13 protein-coding genes are annotated in these 13,912 nt (G+C 57.2%); 4 read left to right on the forward strand and 9 right to left on the reverse strand.

Annotation, left to right across the window (positions count from 1 at the left end; genetic code table 11):
* Positions 1-30: 30 nt before the first annotated feature.
* Entirely contained in the window at positions 31-2,703 is a 2,673-nt protein-coding gene (gene aceE / locus L1249_RS05450; protein ID WP_044628729.1) for a pyruvate dehydrogenase (acetyl-transferring), homodimeric type, read from the reverse strand.
* 387 nt (positions 2,704-3,090) lie between these two features.
* Positions 3,091-3,681 carry a 1,6-anhydro-N-acetylmuramyl-L-alanine amidase AmpD gene (ampD, locus tag L1249_RS05455; RefSeq protein WP_044628730.1) on the reverse strand — a complete coding sequence of 197 codons (591 nt, stop codon included), beginning with the start codon at positions 3,679-3,681 and terminating at the stop codon, positions 3,091-3,093.
* Positions 3,682-3,763: 82 nt separating this feature from the next.
* On the opposite strand from ampD, the gene nadC reads away from it, so the two are divergent.
* Entirely contained in the window at positions 3,764-4,618 is an 855-nt protein-coding gene (gene nadC, locus L1249_RS05460) for a carboxylating nicotinate-nucleotide diphosphorylase (protein ID WP_044628731.1), read from the forward strand.
* Between the two features lie 3 nt (positions 4,619-4,621).
* Here the strand turns inward: nadC and L1249_RS05465 are convergent, their stop codons facing one another.
* The gene (locus tag L1249_RS05465) at positions 4,622-5,152 is read right to left on the reverse strand and encodes a GNAT family N-acetyltransferase (RefSeq protein WP_044628732.1); all 531 of its coding nucleotides are present in this window, start codon (positions 5,150-5,152) and stop codon (positions 4,622-4,624) included.
* A gap of 146 nt (positions 5,153-5,298) precedes the next feature.
* Between L1249_RS05465 and tsaA the strand changes: the two genes are divergently transcribed.
* Complete coding sequence (gene tsaA, locus L1249_RS05470; RefSeq protein ID WP_058577141.1) at positions 5,299-6,051, forward strand: tRNA (N6-threonylcarbamoyladenosine(37)-N6)-methyltransferase TrmO; 753 nt, start codon at positions 5,299-5,301, stop codon at positions 6,049-6,051.
* Here tsaA and purC read toward each other — a convergent pair.
* From purC to dapA, 3 genes are all read right to left on the reverse strand, one after another.
* Positions 6,048-6,764 carry a phosphoribosylaminoimidazolesuccinocarboxamide synthase gene (purC, locus tag L1249_RS05475; RefSeq protein ID WP_058577140.1) on the reverse strand — a complete coding sequence of 239 codons (717 nt, stop codon included), beginning with the start codon at positions 6,762-6,764 and terminating at the stop codon, positions 6,048-6,050. The two genes, tsaA and purC, sit on opposite strands and share 4 nt — an antisense overlap.
* 32 nt (positions 6,765-6,796) lie before the next feature.
* Positions 6,797-7,777: an outer membrane protein assembly factor BamC gene (gene bamC / locus L1249_RS05480; RefSeq protein ID WP_058577139.1), complete on the reverse strand. Its 981-nt coding sequence runs from the start codon at positions 7,775-7,777 to the stop codon at positions 6,797-6,799.
* 81 nt (positions 7,778-7,858) lie between these two features.
* Entirely contained in the window at positions 7,859-8,743 is an 885-nt protein-coding gene (gene dapA, locus L1249_RS05485) for a 4-hydroxy-tetrahydrodipicolinate synthase (protein ID WP_044628736.1), read from the reverse strand.
* Positions 8,744-8,990: 247 nt separating this feature from the next.
* Here dapA and L1249_RS05490 point away from each other — a divergent pair, with 247 nt between their 5' ends.
* Positions 8,991-9,464 (forward strand): peroxiredoxin, encoded by a 474-nt coding sequence (locus L1249_RS05490; RefSeq protein ID WP_044628737.1) that lies wholly within the window; start codon positions 8,991-8,993, stop codon positions 9,462-9,464.
* A gap of 48 nt (positions 9,465-9,512) precedes the next feature.
* On the opposite strand, the gene L1249_RS05495 is transcribed toward L1249_RS05490, so the two are convergent.
* Positions 9,513-10,610 carry an AI-2E family transporter gene (locus L1249_RS05495; protein WP_044628738.1) on the reverse strand — a complete coding sequence of 366 codons (1,098 nt, stop codon included), beginning with the start codon at positions 10,608-10,610 and terminating at the stop codon, positions 9,513-9,515.
* Entirely contained in the window at positions 10,607-10,885 is a 279-nt protein-coding gene (locus L1249_RS05500; protein WP_044628739.1) for a sulfurtransferase TusA family protein, read from the reverse strand. The genes L1249_RS05495 and L1249_RS05500 overlap by 4 nt, the downstream gene beginning before the upstream one ends.
* A 182-nt stretch (positions 10,886-11,067) precedes the next feature.
* On the opposite strand from L1249_RS05500, the gene L1249_RS05505 reads away from it, so the two are divergent.
* Positions 11,068-12,528 (forward strand): M48 family metalloprotease, encoded by a 1,461-nt coding sequence (locus L1249_RS05505; protein ID WP_228168340.1) that lies wholly within the window; start codon positions 11,068-11,070, stop codon positions 12,526-12,528.
* A 115-nt stretch (positions 12,529-12,643) separates the two neighbouring features.
* On the opposite strand, the gene nadA is transcribed toward L1249_RS05505, so the two are convergent.
* A complete protein-coding gene (gene nadA, locus L1249_RS05510; RefSeq protein WP_044628741.1) occupies positions 12,644-13,672 on the reverse strand; it encodes a quinolinate synthase NadA in 1,029 nt (342 codons plus the stop codon).
* Positions 13,673-13,912 lie beyond the last annotated feature (240 nt).

Genomic DNA, 13,912 nt, shown 5'->3' on the forward strand with positions numbered 1-13,912 from the left:
CCGGCGGACATCTGCCCGCCGGGCAGCGGTTTAGCTGGTCAGCGGGTTCGGCTTGTTGGCATCGATGCCATATTTCTTCAGCGCTTCGCCAACCTGCTTGCGATCAATTTCACCACGGTCGGCCAGGGCACGCAGCGCAGCAACGGTGACGAAGTAGCGGTCTACTTCGAAGAAGTAGCGCAGCTTCTCGCGGGTATCAGAACGACCAAAGCCGTCGGTACCCAACACGGTGTAATCACTGGGCACCCAAGCACGTACTTGATCCGCGTAGAGCTTCATGTAGTCGGTAGACGCAATCACCGGACCATCACGACCTTCCAGGCACTTGGTAACGTGGGGCTTGTTGGCTTCGGCATCCGGGTTGAGGAACGCTTCACGCTCCAGCAGCAGCGCTTCACGACGCAGCTCGTTGAAGCTGGTCACGCTCCAGATGTCCGCCCCGATGCCCCAGTCGTTGGCCAGCAGCTCAGCGGCAGCTTCCACTTCACGCAGAATGGTGCCGGAACCCAGCAGCTGAACGCGCCCTTTGTCACCCTTCGTCTCTTTAAGCAGGTACATGCCCTTGACGATGTCGTCGGCCGGTACGTTCTCAAGCTCGGGGTGCTCGTAGTTCTCGTTCATCACGGTCAGGTAGTAGAAGCAGTTCTCTTTGTCCGTGAACATGCGCTTCAGACCGTCTTGCACGATGACCGCAACTTCATGAGCGTACGTCGGGTCGTAGCTGCGGCAGTTGGGGATGGTGGAGGCCTGAATCAGGCTGTGGCCATCCTGGTGCTGCAGGCCTTCGCCGTTGAGCGTGGTACGCCCGGCGGTGCCGCCGACCATAAAGCCACGCGCCTGCAGGTCGCCTGCGGCCCATGCCAAATCACCAATACGCTGGAAGCCGAACATCGAGTAGTAGATGTAGAACGGCAGCAAGGTGACGTTGTTGTTGCTGTAGGAAGTTGCGGCGGCGATCCACGCCGACATCGCGCCTGCCTCTGTAATGCCTTCCTCGAGTACCTGACCTTTCTGGTCCTCGCGGTAGTACATGATCTGGCCTTTATCGACCGGCTCGTACTTCTGACCTTCGGCAGTGTAGATACCCAGCTGGCGGAACATGCCTTCCATACCGAAGGTACGGGCCTCATCGGGGACAATCGGCACAACCTGCTTGCCCAGCTGCTTGTCTTTCACCAAGCCGTTCAGGATACGCACGAAGGCCATGGTGGTCGAAATTTCGCGGCCTTTGGAACCGCCCATCTGAGAAGCAAACGTCTTGTCTTCCAGGCTGGGGATTTCCAGCGCTTCGAAATCGCTGCGGCGGCTCGGCAGGTAGCCGTTGAGACGCTCGCGCTGCAGGTGCATGTACTTGAGCTCGGGAGAGTCCTCTTCCGGCTTGTAGTACGGCACGTCTTTGAGCTGCTCGTCGGTGAGCGGAATGCCGAAGCGGTCGCGGAATTTCTTCAGCGCTTCGTACTCCATGCTCTTGACCTGGTGGGCTTCGTTGGCGGCTTCGCCATCGCCGCTGCCCATGCCGTACCCTTTGACGGTGTGCGCCAGGATGACCGTGGGCTTGCCGTTGCTGGTGTTGACCGCTTCGTGGTACGCCGCGTAGACCTTGAACGGGTCGTGGCCACCCCGGTTGAGCTTCCAGATATCCTCGTCGGAGAGGTCTTTGACCATCGCTTCGGTTTCTGGGTACTTACCAAAGAAGTGCTCACGGGTGTAAGCACCGCCGTTCGCCTTGTAGTTCTGGTACTCGCCGTCGACCGCCTCGTCCATGCGCTTCTGAAGGATGCCTTTCTTGTCCTTCTCGAACAGCGGATCCCAGAGACGACCCCAAACGACCTTGATCACGTTCCAACCGGCACCGCGGAAGACGCCTTCGAACTCGTCCATAACGCGGGAGTTGCCGCGTACCGGGCCGTCCAGGCGCTGCAGGTTACAGTTGATCACGAAGATCAGGTTATCGAGGTTCTCACGGCCCGCCAGGGAGATCGCGCCTAGGGATTCCGGCTCGTCACACTCGCCGTCGCCCATGAAGCACCAGATCTTGCGGTCGTGCATGTCTTTCAGCTCACGGTGATGCAGGTACTTCATCACGTGGGCTTGGTAGATAGCCTGAATCGGGCCAAGCCCCATGGAGACCGTGGGGAACTGCCAGTAGTCCGGCATCAGCCACGGGTGCGGGTAGGAAGAAAGGCCATCGCCGTCGACTTCACGACGGAACTTGTCCATCTGCTCTTCGGTCAGGCGGCCTTCCAGGAAGGAGCGCGCATAGATACCTGGTGCCACGTGGCCCTGAATGTAAACCAGGTCGCCTTCAAAGTCGCCTTTGGGGGCGCGGAAGAAGTGGTTGAAGCCCACGTCGTACAGCGTGGCGGACGACATGAAGCTTGCAATGTGGCCCCCCAAGCCCGGGTTGGCCCGGTTGTTACGAATCACCTGGGCAATCGCGTTGTAGCGAATCAGGGAGCGAATGCGACGCTCCATGAACAAGTCGCCCGGCATGGGCGCTTCGCGATGAACCGGGATCGTATTACGGTGGGGGGTTGTCACCGAGAAGGGCACCTTCATCCCGTCCCGGCGCAGGCGATCCGCCAGGCGGGTCATCAGGTAGCGGGCACGATCTTCGCCCTCACGATCCAGTACCGATTCCAGGGATTCCAGCCACTCCGTGGTTTCGACCGGATCGAGATCTTCTCTTGTCTCCAGACTCATAGAGGTCTCTCCGAATGACGATAAATGACAATGAGCCCCGCCAACCCTTCGGGCCTGGGGCGGCTGCAGTGTTTGGCCACCACAGGCCTGTGAATAGCCGACGCGATGCATCGAGCAGGGGATTTTCACCCTACATTCAATGAGCTACGCTTTCATGAATGTAGTTAAGCTACAGGTATTTGGTAAAAATTAGCCTTTTGTATATGCGAAGATACCGCAAAGTCGCCACGCTGCCAATTCCGGCACGCCGCAAAAAGCCATCGAAAACAAACTATTGCACTGCAACATAAGCGCTTTATAAGACCTTTATCGCTGCAGCTAACGCCTTCTGAATGTAGTTAAACTACCGTTTTATTGTCTGCCACCAGAACCACTTAAAGGGTGTTTTTAACCAACACTTTTATCCATTAAACGCCGTGCCAACTGCTGGCGAAAGTAAGCCCAATCAAAGGCGGGCCCTGGATCGGTTTTACGCAGCGGGGCCACTTTGGCATGGCTGGTGATTCGCTGGGTCGTTAATGCAGGATAGCGTGCCATCAGCCAGCAGGTGGCTTCGACCAGGGCAGAGTACTGCGCTTTGGTAAAGGGAGTGCAATCATCGCCCTCAAGTTCGATGCCCACAGAAAAATCATTGAGCTTTGATCGCCATACGCTCAGCGCGGAGTCCCACCAGCAGGAGCGACCAGCATGCCAGGCTCGCTGATCGCTATCGACAAACTGAATGCACTCGCCGTCCCGGCGAATCAGCAGATGCGCCGAGACCAGCAAATGGTCAATCTCAGCAAAAAAAGGGTGCTCGTTTGGGTCCAAGCGATTGGTAAACAGCGCTTCTATAGCATCGCCCGAGAACTGCCCAGGCGGCAGGCTAATGGCGTGCAAGAGCAGCAGCGACACCTCGCCGTGAGGGCGTGTATCCTGGTTAGGCGACGCTACCTGCCGTGCCCTGGACCACTGCCCTGCCCTGTTTTCTTGGTTCATGATCGCACACGCTCCTCTACGTTAGCGTTCTGTTTCACTATAATGCCCGTCATCGAAGACGACGCCCAGAGACCTCACCGCTATGGATTATCAAACTGCTCTTGCTGAAGAGATTCGCGCCTGTGCTGCCCGCCTGTTAGCGGAAGACGTTGGCGCGGGAGATATCACGGCTCAGCTGATTCCTGAGAACCAGTGGGCAACCGCTAAGGTGATTACCCGTGAACCTGCCGTGCTCTGCGGAGTTGCCTGGGTTGATGAAATTTTTCGTCGTTTGGATAGCCGCGTGACATTACGCTGGCAGGCTGCTGACGGCGATACTTTAGATGCGGAGCAGTGTTTTTTAGAGATTGAAGGCCCGGCCCGTAGCCTGCTGACCGGTGAACGCGCAGCGCTGAACATGCTGCAAACGCTGTCAGCCACGGCCACTGCCACGCGTCGCTACGTAGATTTAATCGAAGGCACCGGTGTGCGGCTACTGGATACGCGCAAAACACTCCCCGGCATGCGGCTGGCCCAAAAGTACGCCGTTACCTGCGGTGGAGGGCACAACCACCGTATCGGCTTGTGGGATGCATTTTTGATCAAAGAGAACCACATTGCCGCCTGTGGCGGCATTCAGGCAGCCATTGCCCAAGCCCGCAAACTAGCCAGCGACCTGCCGGTAGAAGTGGAAGTCGAAACCTTCGAGGAGTTGGACCAAGCGCTGGCGGCAGGTGCCGACATCGTTATGCTGGATAACTTCGCCATTGAAGATCTCCACGTAGCGGTAGAAATCAACGGCGGCCGTGCCACGCTGGAAGCCTCTGGCAACGTCGATGACACGACGCTGAGAGCGATTGCCGACACGGGGGTCGATTGCATCTCCAGCGGCGCGCTGACGAAAGACGTCAAATCCATTGACCTGTCGATGCGGATCACTCAAACCTTTAACGTTTAGCCGTTAGGTTTCCACCGCGCTGAGCTGTTTCACCAGCCGGTAGCGTTGAAGCATTTCACCACTGCGTTCCACCCACTGCTCGCCGAGGTTATCGAACCCTCGGCGCAGCAGGCGCTCATAAAGCACCAAGCTTGCTTCAATCTCCACCTGAGACACGCCATGTTCCAGCAGAATACGCTCGGCATGGATCAGTAGCGTGGTGCCTATGCCGCGTCCCGCTAATGACGGCCACACGTAGAGGGTCTCAATACGTCCAGCGCTGATATTAAGCTCTAAAAAACCGACGCATCGGCCATCACAAGCGGCTACCAGCGTAGTGTATAGCGCTTGGCGCGCCGCCCAGGCGCTCGCCTCGCGGGGTAGCGCATTGGCCCAGGCGCGGCGCTCATCCAACCCGTAATGGGTGGCCGCCCCCTGCATGACGGCATGGTAAAATACTTCCGCCTGATCAGCGGCATCCTTGGCTAACGCCGCGCGATAGGTAACGCGGGCGGTGGGCGCAGGGGATGGTGCGCGTTCGTTCGTTTTCAACATGCTTCGCCTCAATGCGATTTAGCGGCTGGCAACGGACAACTCACTGTCTGCCGCCAGTTGGCTATTTTATACTCATCGCTACATTACTAAATACCCACGACTTCGTTGACCACGTTGGCACCGACCAACCTTCAAAAGGCAGTGCTATGCACGATCGTTCAGATAGCGCGTCATTTGCGCTGACGCCCATTGGTCATATCATCAGCGACTATCCGGATAAATTCGGCGTCCCCCGCCAGCCAGGGTTAGCGCCAGCGGCCAATGCACGTCTAGTGCTCACAGCGCCGTTTGATGATCCTCTCACCGTACGGGGCTTGGAAGACTTTAGCCACCTATGGATATCATTTATCTTTCATCAAAGCCCAACCCGGTGGACGCCCTTAGTGCGCCCGCCGCGCCTGGGTGGCAACCGTAAAGTCGGTGTCTTTGCCAGCCGCAGCACCCATCGCCCTAACCGGTTGGGGCTTTCGTTGATTGAGCTATCGCACATTGATACTCAGCAAGGGGTGAGTTTGCACTTGGCAGGCTGTGACTTAGTCAGCGGCACGCCAGTGGTCGATATTAAACCCTACCTGCCCTGGGCCGAAGCGAAGCCCGAGGCGCGGGCGGGATTTGCCCCCAGCGCCCCGTCACTGCTGCCCGTGAGCTTTAGCCAGGCCGCCCAGGCCAGCCTTGCCGCCCGCGCCGACGGAGCGTCGCTCTACGCGCTAATTGAGCAGGTGTTAGGTCAAGACCCACGCCCGGCTTACCAGCGTGAGGAGCAGAGTGGGCGCATTTATGGGGTACGACTGCGGGATATAGACGTGAAATTCCAAGCGGTAAAAGAAACACCCCTTGCAAACGACGCCACCACCCTGAAGGTGGTGGCGATCGATACGCTGACTAACGAAACACGTTAGGCGGGAAAGGTAATCCCTAGACGACGGCCGACTTCTTCGTAGGCTTCAATGACGCCACCCAACCCCTGACGGAAGCGGTCCTTATCCAGCTTCTCGCGGGTGTTGGCATCCCATAAACGGCAGCCATCCGGGGAGAACTCATCACCCAGCACCACCTCGCCTTTGAACACACCGAACTCCAGCTTGTAATCCACCAGCAGCATATCGCCTTCGGCAAACAGCTGTTTGAGGATGTGATTCACCTTAAAAGTTAACGTCTTCATTTTGGCGAGCTGCTCGGGTGTTGCCCAGCCAAAAGTTTCCGCCAGCGACTCATTGATCATTGGGTCGCCCTTCTCATCGTTCTTTAAGAACAGCTCAAAGGTCGGCGGGTTAAGGGCGATCCCCTCATCCACGCCCAGTCGCTTCACCAAACCACCTGCGGCAATGTTGCGCACCACGCACTCGACCGGAATCATCTGCATTTTTTTGACCAGACTCTCGTTGTCGGAAAGCTGCTTCTCAAAATGCGTCGGGATACCGCCCTCTTCTAAACGCTCCATGATGAAAGCGTTAAAAATGTTGTTCACCATCCCCTTACGGGCCAGCGCCTCTTTCTTTTTACCATCGAAAGCGCTGGTGTCATCACGAAATTGCAGTACCAGCAGGTCAGGATCGTCAGTGGTGTAGACAGATTTTGCCTTGCCGGCATAGAGTTCTTGGCGCTTTTCCATGGAGGCTCCGTGAGAAAGTGAGAGTCAAAGGGTTAACGTAAGTAGCCGGAGACGCGCTCAAGCAACTCGCGCTGATCATCAGCGCTAAAACTACGCTCGCTGGCGTTGATAGCCCGCAGCACGGTCTGGTCACCGTTGGGCTCAAGCGCTAGTCGAATCTGCTGCGACATGCGACGAACATCAGGGCTAAAGACGATCTGCAACGGGTTGCGCCCACGCTCAGTTTCCGTCATGTACTCCACCAAGAACTCATAGTCATCGGCGGAGGTCGCGAGCAGATTACGCTGCCCCTCTTGGGTGAAATCAAGAGAGAGGTAGTGGTTCAGCTCCGCCCAAACGCGGTCGATGGGTTGCGGAATCAGCACTTCCCACTCATCGCCCTGTTGACGCAGTTGCAGTGTTTGCTCGCTAGCCAAGCGCTGAGCGGTCCAGGAAGAGGAGCTAGCCGTTGCGCTACGCGCGCCCAGATACTGCTCTAGTGCCGTTAAGCAGCTCTCAGCACTTTGCCCACTCTGGTCACAGCGCACTTCGCTGCTACCAGCGCGTAGGGCACTCTGCAGGCGCAACGTCGCTTGCGGGGTCACGATCACGCCTTGGTTGGCACTGCTCTCTTGAACAGGAAGCTGGCGGCTGCGTACAAACGCTTCCAGTTGTGGCCAAACGGTACCGGGATCGGCGGCAACTACTAACCAACTTTGATCGCCCACCTGACGGCGCTCAACGTACTCAGGCTCTAATCCACCACCAATGGCCAACGACTGCGGCGGTTCAATCTCTGCCGGTTCGTCAAGCTGTGAACCCTGCAACGCTACCTGGGGAACGGGCATGGCATCTTGGTAACGCTGCGTATTACGGGTTTCAGGCAGCACGAGGGGCGGCGCAGGAGCCGCTTCGGTGTAGTCCAAGTTGCGGTCGTGGTAATAACCATCGCGCGCGCAACCTGCCAGTGTGACAGCAGCTGCGAGTGCCAGCGGTATCCATTTAAGCGCACGTTGTTCAAGCACAGAGCTCATCAAGCCACCTTAACAGTCAACAGATCAGTTACCCGGAAGGCCATGCTATCACCGGGTAGCAAAAGGGTTTCGAGCGCCGGGTTACTCCTCTACGACGCCCGCCAGCTGCAGTGCTTCGCTTACCGTGCCGTGGTACTTCTCCGACAGCCACGTCAGCGGCAGACGAATACCTGCTTCCATGTAACCCATGCGGTGCAGCGCCCACTTTACGGGAATGGGATTAGATTCAATGCCTAGGTTAGTGTGCAGCGGCATCAAGCGCGTATTAATTTGGTGAGCCTTGTCGGCATCGCCAGCCACAGCAGCCGCGCACAGGTCATGCATGGCTTTGGGGGCAACGTTCGCGGTCACGGAGATATCACCATGCCCACCCATTAGCATGAAATCGCAGGCCGTTGCGTCATCACCCGAGTAGAGCATGAAATCGCTGCCTTTCAGGCGTGAGATTAGATCCTCAGCGCGCTCAAGGTTCCCGGTAGCATCTTTCAGGCCGATAATGTTGTTCACTTCCGCTAAGCGCACCACCGTCTCGTTGTAGAGATCGGAGCAAGTGCGGCCAGGAACGTTGTACATAATGACTGGAAGTTTGCTACCTTCAGCGACCGCTTTAAAGTGCTGGTACAGGCCTTCCTGGGTAGGCTTATTGTAGTAGGGGCAGACGGATAGGCAGTAGTCCGCGCCCACTTCACTGGCGTAGCGCGCCAGCTCAACGGCTTCCGAGGTAGCGTTCGCCCCGGTACCGGCAATGACAGGAATGCGACCATTGACTTCTTCAACCACGCTGCGGATCACATCAAAGTGCTCAGCAAAGGACATGGTCGTGGGTTCACCCGTGGTGCCCGCAGCGACGATGGCATCAGTGCCATTATCGAGGTGGAAGTTCACCAGACGACGAAGCGCCTCCCAGTCGATGTCGCCATTGACTTTCATCGGCGTCGCCAGGGCGACAATGCTGCCTGTGATCATCCGTATTTTCCTCACCTGCAAAAAGTTGAAATCAAGCTGCCACGTAGGGTGCAATGACGCACATTGAGTTAAGACGCGGCGTTGATACTTTGAAGGAGCGCGATCACCCCTGCCCACAAACAGCAAATGGTACTCAGGCGATTCGAGCCTGTACAGCGTAAAGCGCTGCGAGTTTACTTAACGCTTTGACAGCAGCGCAGCGCTTGCGTGTAATTTTCTATGAAAGTCACCCCTATAAGGAGCCTTTATGGCGATTGAACTCGGCAAGCCCGTCCCTGATTTTTCCGCCCCAGCCACCGGCGACACCACCATCACGCTGTCGGAACTGCGTGGCAAGCAGGTAGTCATCTACTTCTATCCGAAAGCCAGCACGCCAGGCTGCACCACCGAGGGCGGCGACTTCCGTGATCGCAAAACTGCCTTCGATGCTGCCAACACCGTGGTCATCGGTGTCTCCCGGGACGGTCTGCGCGCCCAGGAAAACTTCAAAGCCAAGCAGGATTTCAACTTTGCGCTGATTTCCGACAAAGACGAAACCGTTTGTCAGCTGTTTGATGTGATCAAACTCAAGAAAATGTACGGCAAAGAGCACCTGGGCATCGAGCGTAGCACCTTCTTGATCGACCAGGATGGCAAGCTTGCCCAAGAGTGGCGCGGCGTTAAAGTTCCTGGCCACGTAGATGAGGTACTAAGCGCGGCGCAGGCACTTAATAGCCAGTAATAATGCACCGCTGGCTGTGCCCATATCGGGGCACAGCCATGCTCACGGCTAATCCTGCTTCAGCGGTGGCACCTGCGATGTTTGTCGGCCTTCAAGCCCTCTTGGCCATGCATACACCAGCGCTTTCAGCAGCGTGGCAAGCGGAATGGCAAAAAACACCCCCCAGAATCCCCAAATACCGCCAAAGAACAGCACCGCAACGATAATCGAGACCGGGTGGATGTTATTGGTTTCTGAGAACAGCACGGGGGCAAGTACGTTGCCATCCAGTGCCTGCAGCACGCCGTAGGCCACTAAAACGTAGACAAACTGCTCGCTAATACCGAAATGGAAGCCCGCTACCGCCGCCACGGGGATGGTTGCCACCGCCGCGCCAATGTAGGGCACCAATACGGAAAAACCGACCAGCACGGCCAGTAGCGCCGTATAGGGCAAGCCAAAAAAGGCAAAGGTGATATACGCCACCGTGCCAACGATGACGATCTCAATGGACTTACCGCGAATATAGTTGGCGATTTGGCGATCCATTTCATGCCAGATGCGCGTCAGCAGCGTACGCTTCTGCGGCAGCAGCGAGAGCGTAAAGCCCACCAGCGCCTCACGATCTTTCAGCATAAAAAAGACCAAAATCGGCACTAACACCAAATAGATGATCAACGACATGACATTGCCAAGCGAGGTCAACGAGAGCGTCAAGGCGCGCTGACCTAGCTGGCTAATTTCCCGCCCGGCGACGCCAATCCAGCTCTGCATCTGATCAGGCGTCACGATATTAGGGAAGCGCTCCTGCAACTGATCTAGCCAGCCCTGGCCGCTGGCAAACATGCGCGGCGTCTCTTGAACGAGCCCTACCAGCTGATTCCAGATCAGCGGCATCAAGATAAACGCTAGCGTGAGCAGCACGCTGACAAATGCCAAAAACACCATAATGACAGCCAGCAAATGCGGCACTCGACGTCGCGTGAGCGCGCTAACCACGCCTTGCAGTAAAAACGCCAGCACCAACGCAGTAAAGAACGGTGCCAACATGCGGCCAAACCAAATAATGGCGGCAAACCCTGCCACCAGCACCACCAGAAGAATTAACGCCTCTTCGTCTGAAAAGTAGCGCTCTACCCAACTTTTCAGAATACTGCGCATGGTCATGAGTGGGTGTTCCCTGCTTTACGAATCCAAAATACATACACGTCGCCGCGTTGCACCCGCGCTTCCATCACATGGTCGCTTAGTTCAGTAAATGCCGCCATATCCCGCCACGAGCCCGCATCGGTCGCACTTACTTCCAGCAGTTGGCCTGGCGCAAGGCCTGCCAGTGCCTGCTTCGCCTTTAGCAGCGGTAGCGGGCAGTGCAATCCGGTGGCGTCCAACACTTGATCGGGCTTAAGCCCTTCGGCTAACCCTGACGCTGTTTGCTCAGACATACTCTCCCCCAAAGGCAGCTTCCATGATGCTAAATCGTTCAATGGCTACATAACCATCGCATTGTTGCATAAACTGTTTTTTTGCGATGCCCACTGCGATATTGATTTAACGGCACTTCCCTGCCTGAATCAATGTCACACCGTTGTTAGCCGTGCCTATTATTCGAACGAATGGGGATGTCATGCTGCATTTTAGACCCGCCTACTCTCGCTGGGCCTGCACGCTCGCGCTCTCGCTCAGCGCTTTGTGCGTTAGCTTGCCCAGCCACAGCTATGACGACTACCAACTGCCCAGTTTAGGGGGCGCATCGGCATCGGTAAGCAATGAGGAGTTTCGCCTTGGCCGCGCATGGCTGCGCCAGTTTCGTGCCCAGGCCCCTCAGTGGCAGGATCCTATTGTCAGCGACTACCTGGAGAGCCTGGTGGCACGCCTGGCTCCTTACAGCCAGCTCGGCAGCCTGCAAACCACCACGGTGATGGTGGATAACCGTTCGCTCAATGCGTTTGCGGTGCCCGGCGGCGTGGTGGGCATTAATTCAGGGCTGTTTGCCTTTGCTGAAGATGAAGGCGCTTTTGTATCGGTGATTGCCCACGAGCTTGGCCACCTTTCCCAACGCCACTACGCCCGTGGCAGCGCCCGTGCAGAACAGACCCAGCTGCCCGCCATGGCGGCTATGCTAGCGGGTATGCTGATTGCTGCCAGCGGCGGCGGCGATGCAGGCATTGCCACCGCCATAGGCTCTCAGGCGGCGCTTATTCAGGACCAGCTCACCTACTCCAGACGTTTTGAACAGGAGGCTGACCGTATTGGCCTACAGGCCATGGCAGAGGCAGGCTACGACCCAGAGGCCATGGTGCGTATGTTCGATACCATGCAGCGCCTGTCGCGGCTTCAAGGCGGCACGCCGCCTGAATTTCTATTGACCCACCCTGTGTCAGATAGCCGCCTGAGCGACGCCCAAGCGCGGGTTTCTCAGCTTAGCGTGGCCAGCCGCTACACCAGCGATACGCTCTACGACATGATGCGCGCTCGCGCTTTGCTGAGCATTTACCGCAATTCACCCCAGCAAGCGGCTTCGCGGCTGGCTCAGGAGAATGCCGAGGAGCCTGCGCTGCGTTATATCAACGCACTTATTGATGCGCACAATGGTCAAACCGACCGCGCGCTGCAAACCCTCGACCAGCTTGCCAACGAGCTTCCTGATTACGGCATGCTGCCCGCCTCCGCGGCGAACGTAGCCCTGGAAGCCCAACGCTACGATGACGCCATTTCCCGCAGCCAGCGTTTACTGCGGCTGATGCCTAACTATCTGCCTGCTCAGCTGACCCTGGCGGAGGCGCAGCTACAGCGCGATCCAGCAGCGGCTTACGATCTGCTTCGAGATATCACCACGCAGCACCCGGAAAGCCCCCAGGGCTTCAACCTGCTGGCAGAGGCCGCCGGGCGCAGCGGGTTTAACGGCTGGGGTCACCTGGCCCGCGCCGAGCACCTGCAGCTTACCGGTCGAGTGGACCGCGGCATTCGACAGTTAAGTATTGCCAAAGACGCCGCCCAGCAGGAAAACGACACTCAGGCGCTAGCGCGCATTGAACAGCGCAGAGAAGCGTTTCTTGAGTACCGAGAGGCGCTAGAGAAGTTTTAGCGCCCTAAAGCACATGCAAAACATACAAAAAAGCCCGACGCATCGCGTTCGGGCTTTTGGCTTACAGCAGAAACGTTGTACTGATATTAAAGCGCTGATACTTAAGCGCTAATGTTTAAGCGTTAAAGTTCAGCATACGCTCAAGGGGCTTTAACGCCTGCTGACGCAAGGCATCATCAACAAAGATCTCGCCGCTGCCTTCACGCAGCGCGCCAGCCAAATTATCCAACGCGTTCATCGCCATCCAGGGGCAGTGGGCACAGCTGCGGCAGGTCGCGCCGTTACCGGCAGTGGGCGCTTCAAAGAGCGTTTTGCCAGGCACCGCCTGCTGCATCTTGAAGAAAATGCCGCGATCGGTCGCTACGATCAGTTGCTCGTTGGGCAGGGTTTTCGCCGCCTTGATCAGTTGCGAGGTGGAACCCGCCACATCGGCCAGCTTGACGACGGCCTCCGGCGATTCCGGATGCACGAGCACGGCGGCATCTGGGTAGAGGCGCTTTAGATCCTCGATACCTCTCGCCTTGAACTCCTCGTGCACGATGCAGGCACCGTCCCACATCAGCATGTCGGCACCGGTTTTTTTCTGAATATAGCCACCCAGATGCTTATCCGGTGCCCACAAAATCTTTTCACCCTTCGCCTGCAGGTGCTCAATGACCTCCACGGCAATCGAAGAGGTCACGACCCAATCGGCACGCGCTTTTACCGCCGCCGAGGTATTGGCATACACCACCACGGTACGGTCCGGATGGGCATCGCAGAACGCGCTGAACTCGTCAATCGGGCAGCCAATATCGAGCGAGCAGGTCGCTTCGAGCGTAGGCATCAACACACGCTTTTCTGGGGAAAGGATCTTGGCCGTTTCGCCCATAAAGCGCACGCCTGCAACCACCAGCGTGGTGGCATCGTGACGGGCACCGAAGCGGGCCATTTCCAGGGAGTCCGCCACACAGCCGCCAGTCTCTTCAGCAAGCTGCTGAATGGCATCGTCGGTATAGTAATGCGCTACCAAAACGGCGTTATTCGCCTTGAGCAACTGCTTGATCTCAGCCACTCGCGCTTCGTCTTCCGCAGGGATACGGGTAGGACAGTATGGGCTTGGTAGCGGAGCGTCTAGCTCAGCTTGAGAGGTCATCATAGTCATTGTGTCTACCACTGTGACGAACAGGGAATCCCCCTGTTAAACACCAGTCACGGCGTATGCGCTCCGCATGCGCCGCACTCGGGGCAACGACCGCTGCGTCTCTCGCGGTGGCACGCTGCCAACCTGACTGCTGAGAGTCAGGACAATAACGTCGTTGTTATGACATTGTGGTGGACAACCCTTCGTTGCTGCAAGCACAACGTCACTTCGCCATGCACCACGATGCACATAGCAAAACGC

It is taken from the genome of Halomonas sp. Cn5-12 (genome assembly GCF_021532545.1).
Lineage (GTDB): Bacteria > Pseudomonadota > Gammaproteobacteria > Pseudomonadales > Halomonadaceae > Vreelandella > Vreelandella aquamarina.